The 7,540-nt window shown below is 44.2% G+C and carries 6 protein-coding genes; 3 read left to right on the top strand and 3 right to left on the bottom strand.

Going from position 1 to position 7,540, the window contains the following annotated elements; all coding sequences use genetic code 11:
* Window positions 1–423 precede the first annotated feature (423 nt).
* Complete coding sequence (locus AACT19_RS22835) at window positions 424–1,011, bottom strand: hypothetical protein (RefSeq protein WP_229648121.1); 588 nt, start codon at window positions 1,009–1,011, stop codon at window positions 424–426.
* A 426-nt stretch (window positions 1,012–1,437) separates the two neighbouring features.
* Window positions 1,438–1,695 (bottom strand): helix-turn-helix domain-containing protein, encoded by a 258-nt coding sequence (locus AACT19_RS22830; RefSeq protein ID WP_076648938.1) that lies wholly within the window; start codon window positions 1,693–1,695, stop codon window positions 1,438–1,440.
* A gap of 560 nt (window positions 1,696–2,255) precedes the next feature.
* Here AACT19_RS22830 and traD point away from each other — a divergent pair.
* Window positions 2,256–4,361 carry a type IV conjugative transfer system coupling protein TraD gene (traD, locus tag AACT19_RS22825; RefSeq protein ID WP_076648936.1) on the top strand — a complete coding sequence of 702 codons (2,106 nt, stop codon included), beginning with the start codon at window positions 2,256–2,258 and terminating at the stop codon, window positions 4,359–4,361.
* 428 nt (window positions 4,362–4,789) lie between these two features.
* Window positions 4,790–5,014, top strand: a complete 225-nt coding sequence (locus AACT19_RS22820; RefSeq protein ID WP_054542699.1) for a hypothetical protein — start codon at window positions 4,790–4,792, stop codon at window positions 5,012–5,014.
* A 287-nt stretch (window positions 5,015–5,301) separates the two neighbouring features.
* Here the strand turns inward: AACT19_RS22820 and AACT19_RS22815 are convergent, their stop codons facing one another.
* On the bottom strand, window positions 5,302–6,018 hold the full coding sequence (locus tag AACT19_RS22815; protein ID WP_054542700.1) for a hypothetical protein: 717 nt from the start codon (window positions 6,016–6,018) through the stop codon (window positions 5,302–5,304).
* Window positions 6,019–6,172: 154 nt separating this feature from the next.
* Here AACT19_RS22815 and mobF point away from each other — a divergent pair.
* Window positions 6,173–7,540: MobF family relaxase (gene mobF, locus AACT19_RS22810; protein ID WP_131825233.1), on the top strand; the 1,368-nt coding region annotated here is incomplete at its 3' end.

The raw sequence follows: 7,540 nt of genomic DNA, 5'->3' as shown, positions 1-7,540 counted from the left end.
AATATACATCGCGTCAGATCGCCATGAGGTAGCGAAATTGGGTTTTGATTATCGTTGGACTTATGACTTTTTTAATACTGATCAGCCTTCAAATTTCATTAGTGTAGAGAAATTGCAAGACGTAGGGTCTAGCTTTCCCTTCGGGCGTTGGGCGGAATTAACATACAGATAGAATGAGACACAAGTGATCGTTCGTGAATCGAATACACAAAGCGATCTACATTCCCACACGTTAACAACAACGCACCACCAGTCTTATAGTGGCGCGTTTCCATTACCATTTATTACTTGCGTACATCGCCTTGCTTAATATGACTTCGGCAGATTATGAGTTTGATCATTCTAAACTCACTTTTGTCCAAAGATTAGTTTCAGTTATATCTGTCATGTTAAAGCATGCGGCAATCGTTTACGCCTCGTTATTCATTCGTAACTTGCCATCTTTCTTGTTGTGCCTGTGAAGTTGTCTGATACTTCGATACGTTTCATTTCGATGTTCATGGTGGGTTCGATTTTTTTAAGACGTGCTATATCACTGGCGATTCGTTTACAGCCTAAAAACAAGATGCCATCGAGTGGTGTTATGACATCTCCAGCCTTGAGGCAATCAACGAGGGAGGTGGCAGAGAGTGGTGTTTTTGTCCCAGCAACGTAGCGGGTTGCCACAAACTCATTCGTATAGTGGATTTCTCTTGGTAACATTTGTTCGCTTTTGGCGTAAATCATTCCGCTTTGTTTACCATTAATAACTCGATGCTCTTTATACACTCGTGTTTCCTCGCCTATGGTGGCCATAGCTTGTGGTGCGCGTGTGATGAATAAGCGAAAAGGTAGATCTTCACTTGTGATGTAATCGACAAGGTTAAACGCTAATCTTGCTCTCGCGATCTCTCCGAGTGGTTTGTCACGACAGATTTGTAGAACCTGATCCCATTGGCTGGTCAGTCGAGTGCTTTCTTTATCGCTTCTAACTTTAACCTTGAGAATATCGTAGTGAATTATCTTTTCCATGGTTAATTTGGCCTTCCGTTTTGCTTGCTTCGTTAAATTCCAACCTAACATTATTTTTTTATAACAAATTAAAGCAGTTATCCACAAAGTTGGGGCGTAACCTGTCTAAAACCTTCGTCGGTTGAGTTTATGCTCATGGTACCAAATAGATCGAAATCACCTAAAAATGCCGATAATTGTTTTCAAATTGAAGTAAAAAGCGCCAATTATAAAACTTATCGCGACACTAAGAGGCGGGTATATTCGTTGACTTCTAAAAGAACCCAATGATGGTTACTTTGCAATTGGAGTAGATTACCGCCAGTGCTCCTTGAAGCGAAAATTAGAGCAACTGCCATTGATTTCTTGAGAGGTCATGGGGGTTGGTTAATCTCTGCACCCTCGTTAGGGTACCAATAGGCGGATACCTACTTATAAGCTCTCATCCTATCCTAATTCACGAGTTGTGATCTGATTTAACTTTTTGGTGAAATTACCTCTGTTAATCCCTAAAACCCTAGCAGCCTTAGACTGATTACCGCGCGTATGAGTTATCAACTCAGTAAACAATATTTCAAACACAGCAGGAGTCACCCAAGACATATCAGGGCTAACTGATTGTTTATCAAACCATGTCGGTTCCAGTTCTGCTCGGATAAGTTTTTTTAAATGGTCTTTGTTGATTGGGGTTAGTTGGTCATTCATAGAAGTTGAAGGTCATTAAGGAACGTTATCATTCTGACAAATTTACCATGAAATCGCCTTGAAATCAGCCGACGCGGGAAAATACGAATACGATGGATAACTGTCCAGCGCAATAAGCAACGAGGACATTTTTAATCATAAGCTCAAAGCCATTCGTTTCTAAAAACACTCGACCAATCCCTGTCCGGTGATGCCCATCATCAACATAAAGCTCACCATCTCTATTACACAGAGACCAATTTCGCTTTTCTTCTTAAAAAGAGTAATCAGGATTGCTTTGAAGGTTTCGAGCATAACGCTGACCACGTTCGAGACCGTGAGGATTATCAGCGCAAGGAAATAAACCACCCAAGTTTTGCCAGCATGTCGGGGCTCTAGCCCCCCACCCCGTCGGAGAGGTGAACATCCGTGACTTACCTTCGGCATGCGTAAATTTTTTTCATATCAGAGCCCTACACCGCAATACCATTAGCCAACAACCGTTCAATTGTTGGCCAGCTCATCTGCATACGCAGGTAATTACCTAAAAAAGCACTGCATTTCACTCTCAAGGAACCACGATGCCTAGACCTAAACGCGCGTCCGGCAACCACTTTACCCGTGGCGGACAAATTACTTTTCACTCCATTCGGATGTTCTTTCAAGTCAACAATACCTTAGTCTACGCCGCCATTTGGTCGGTGATAGCGCTCACTGGCGTTCTTACCTGGCTACGCGCGCCCGATAACGCCTTTTGGTCTGTGTTCTACTACTGGCGCAATCATATCTATGCCAGCTTTGGGCACAATCTTAACAGCGAAGTCACGACGTTCTGGAGCGGGAAACGCTACGTTGGTACGCTCGCCTCCCAACTGGAAAACACCCAACTCATCGACCTCTACGATAACGTGATACACCAAATACAAATCAACTTCTTAATTGCCATCGGTATTGCCTTCGCTATTTTGATGCTCGCCATGAGTTTCTTTAAACGACAAGGCGAAAAGCAAAGTGAAGATTTCCACGTTCGAGGCTTTCAATACGCCGAACCCAAAGTGCTCACAAATGATTTGAAAAAACGGGCAAAGAAACTCAAAAGACAGGGTGTAGGCAACGGACGGATTTCTGATTTCAAAGTGGATGGGCTGGCCTTGTTTAAGCGTGAGTTTGAAGTTCAGCATATGCTCATCGACGGCACCACAGGGGCAGGTAAATCCGTCATGCTTCGTAAACTCCTGCGCTGGATACGTAAACGTGGGGATAAAGCCATTATTTATGATAAAGGCTGCACCTTTACCAGTAAGTTCTTTGACCCTAGCCAAGATACCTTACTCAACCCCTTCGATGAACGCTGCGCCAATTGGGATGTCTGGTGCGATGCAAAAGAAGCCCCTGACTTTGAAAATATCGCCAGCGCCCTTATCCCGCAGCATGGCGAAGGTGACCCATTCTGGGTTGATTCCGCCCGGACTATCTTTTCAAGTGCGGCGTATCGCATGAGCCAAGATGACAAGCCCTGCTCGACCGCAAGGCTGCTTAGCCTGATACTCACGTCTGAACTTGAAACCCTGGGTAATTTCCTGCAAGGCACAGAGTCTGCTTCCCTGGTCTCTAAAGACATCAAAAAGACGGCCATCTCCATTAAGTCGGTGCTCGCCACCTACATTAAGAGCCTACGCTTTTTAGATGGCTTGGATGATAAAGACGCGAAAGGAGAGCCCAAACGCAAACCGTTTTCCATCACCGATTGGGTACAAGATGATAAACAAAAAGGCTTTTTGTTCTTATCGAGTAACGCGCAGCAACACGCTTCACTGCGTCCTTTAATTTCAACTTGGCTTGCCATTGCCTCTAACGCTATTTTGGGACTCAAAGCCGATGAAGACCGCCGCATCTGGGTGATTATGGATGAAATGCCAAGTCTGCATAAACTGCCTGAGCTTGACACCATCATTGCCGAAGTGCGTAAGTTTGGGGGCTGTTATGTGATTGGTCTCCAGTCTTATGCGCAGCTCGTGAAAACCTACGGAAAAAATACCGCGGACGTTATTTTTGATTTACTCAACTCTCGCTTTTACTTTCGCGCCCCATCAGCGCAGATGGCGCAAATCTCATCCAAAGATTTGGGTGAGCAAGAGGTGGACGTCTCAAGAGAGAACATTTCTTACGGTGCAAATGCACTGCGTGATGGGGTATCGATTGGCCACCAGACGGTGACACGACCGGTTATCTCTAGCAGTGAAATCCAAGCCATGGATGATTTGCAATGTTACCTTCGCGTACCAGGAAGCAGCTTTATCACTCAACTGGATTTGCACTTTGATAAGATGCGAGATGTGACACCGGCCTTTATAAAACGTGATTACACCCCATCGCCCGCCATGACCAAAGCGTATCAAAAAGCGATTTACTTTGAGTGTGTCGCCCCGGGTATGCTCCTCAATGAAGAAGAGCGTAACGCACTCACAGAAATCCAAGCCAAGCAATTTGAAACGCCGGAAGAGATGAAGCTGGAAACCGACCAAATCCAACAAGCACAACGAAGTGAGACAGTCAAAGCGTTAGCCAGCAAGGAGGCCGAAAAGCTCAAATCAGACAGTGACCATCAAGAGCGAGCGCAGCAAGAGCTTGAAGAGTCGGCGATATCTCAAGATATCGAAATGGACTCGGGAGAAATGGTGGAATGAATAGTCATTACGTTTTGAGGAACTTAAAAAACACTCTGGAGGGGATATCTGAATAATGAAAGATAATAAGCCCGTGAAAGAGCCGTTTTGTTTACCAAAACACTCTACACGCAGCCACGTTGAGCGAGAAAAAAGGGAACCGAAATAAGGCGCCGAATTGAAGATATTTTAGAGGAGCGCGCTTTTAATAAACTCTGGTATAAATAATAGCCTTGATACACAAATGAGAATCATTATTATCTGCATGTGAGTTATGGGCTTCCTATAACTCAAACGACATTACTCACATTACTCACATTACTTCCAGTGTAATTTCAAGCTTAATCTTGAAAAGCTCCCATTTTTCAATTTATTTAGCTAGCGGCATACTAATCTATGCCGCTTTTCTTTCTTGCCTTACGTTGTTTCCCCAACAATGGAAAGTGATTATGAAACCAAGAGCCCAACACAAGCGCCAACATAGCGCACGAGTAAAAAAACCGAACACTCACCAAAACACACCACCTGAAAAACAACCTGAACCACTCTTTGTTCTTGATATGCTCGACGGCAACGACTGGCGACATCTCGTGCTGACTTATAGAGACGCTAAAAGGTTAATCCAACGCACGCACCATAGAGGCTACACCCTAGAGCCTTACGATAACCGCTAATCACTAGACCACCACAAGCCTTGCCATTGCAAGGCTTTTAAACTCCGCCTCTCGTCCTGACTACCGCTCAGTTTTTCTGCTAGCGGTAATTTACGTTGTATAAGGAGCATCACCATGTCAATCAAAGACAAACTCAAATCTCTGTTATCACTATCAACACGTACTGATACGCTCCAATTTGAAGAAGGTGTGAATTGGTGCGTCAAGGACAATTAGACTCCGCGCGTTTTGCTATTCAATAGAAATATAACCCTTGAATTTATGGTTCAATAACGAAACATTTACAACTATGAAAAAAGAGCCTTTGTTATCAACTCTAGATTAAAAGGAGGACCATCCTCTTTTCTTCTCTCTTGATAAACATATCTGTCATCCATAACAGAACTGTCCACATCAACATAAATCGGGAGCAATGATGAATTTACAATAGTCTTATATTTACGATTAAACTCGTCGGTCACCTTTTCCTCAAACAAGAAGATATTGTGAATAGGGGCGTCATCTATTGGCTCCTCATTAAAATGAAAAACAGATAGAGCCCCTAAATTGCGATAGTTATGAGGTAAAAACTGATTTACCAAATTATTATTTATTCTCCACAGAATTTCAGATGTGTTACCTGCTATATCGATGTTAGAAACCAAAGCATGATGAAAAGGGAATGTAACAATATCAACAGCCCCAAGCTGAAAAGAAGGTTTTTCAGGCAGAAAAAATGGATTGCAACTTCTCATTTCTTTTTGCTTTGTCAATAAGTCAAAAGCACGTTCAAAGTCCACTTGGATGCGAAAATCGGTTTCATCAGCATAAGGTCCTTCAAATGTATTGATGACACCGCCACGCCTAACTTTATTATCATCTAACGCTCTAACAATAAATTCCTTCATCAACTGTTGTTCAATAACAAACAGCTTCCCCGGTTTGGCAACACCATTTTCGACCAAAGGGATTTCATTATAAAACTTTAATGGGTTTTCTGGTTTTCGCTTGAGAAAACTAAACATTGCGTGACTCCTAATACTGATGCGTAGAACACTTACCTCAATATACCCCAAACTTCCACCTAAGGAACCCATGCGCATCCTCACCATCTAGTGAAACTGGCTCTCAATCCGCTCGATTAACACTTCACCACTCAAACTGCATAAGGACAAACTCATGCTTTCCATCAGCCCCCTAAAATCTGCTGCGGGCGCAGCGGGGTATTACCTAAAAGAAGAGCAAGACTTAAACCAGTCCACCCTATCTCTTGAGCAAGACAACAACGACAACTACTACCTTAAAGAAAAGAGCGCTGAGCCAAACAGCTTATGGCACGGCAAACTCGCCGAAGAAGCAGGATTGCTTGGTAAGCCTGTTGACCAAAAAACACTAGAATCCGTCTTATCTGGGCACCTCGGTGACGAGACTATCAAAGGGAAGCGTGATGACCATAAATCAGGTTTTGATTTAACTTTTTCAGCACCAAAAAGATTAAGCACACTGGCACTTGTTGGAGGCGATACTCGCCTTATTGACGCACATACCAATGCGGTTAAATTTGCGCTATCTCAATTAGAAAAAGACGCAGCGCAAAACGTATCGATTAACAAAGACGGCGTACGTGAGTTCTCCAACACCGAAAACATGGCCTTTGCGGTTATTCTCCATAAGACCAGCCGTGAAAACGATCCACAAATCCACTCCCACTCTCTTGCCGCTAATATGACTCGCGACCAAGAAGGCGTCTTGCGCACACTGGGTTCCAGCATCAAACAAAAAGGCGGGGTAATTAATGGTACTGGGGAACGCATCTACAACTTCCAAAAATACTACGGCATCTTATACCAGAGTCAATTGGCTAAAGAGGCGCAAGAATTAGGCTATACAACGCGAGGCGTCGGCAACGGGCAATTTGATGTAGAGGGTGTGCCTCAAGTGCTCATCGACACCTTCTCTACTCGAACGCAGCAAATCAACCAACAAGCCTTAGACTTCGGTGTTGCTTCCCGCGCTGCGAAAGACGTAGCAAACCTCGACACTCGAAAACCCAAAACCTATGAAAGTGACTCCGCCCTCAATGCCAAATGGCAACAGCAGACGAAAGCCACCGGATTTAACCCCGAAACCTTAGTGCAACATGCACTGCAAATCGCCAAGCAGCCCCATCATCACGAGCACATCGCCCAAGACGCCTTTGAGCGTGCCATCGAGCACCTTGGTCAACACCGCACTGCCCTGCAACTGGAAAAAGTCATTGAACGGGCAGCCTCAGAATTTACCAAAGGCGGTATTCAAGCCAATGCCATTGACCTAAAAGCGGTGGCAGACCAATGGATAAAAGAAGGGACGCTTATCCCTCTGGCAGAGAAAGGGCAATACACCACCAAAGGCTTAATTGATAATGAAAAAGCACTTATCGACAGCACCCAAGGTCGGGCACATCACATGCGTACCCACGTTGCACCCAAAGTCCTAGACAAGCTCGCTATTCCTGAAAGTCAGCAACGTATGCTTACCGACCTTTACCACTCCACCAAACAGTTC

This window comes from Vibrio sp. 10N.222.47.A9 (assembly GCF_963872585.1).
Taxonomy (GTDB): Bacteria; Pseudomonadota; Gammaproteobacteria; order Enterobacterales; family Vibrionaceae; genus Vibrio; species Vibrio splendidus.
Note: the sequence above shows the minus strand (reverse complement) of the source record. Positions and strands in the feature narration are given on the sequence as shown.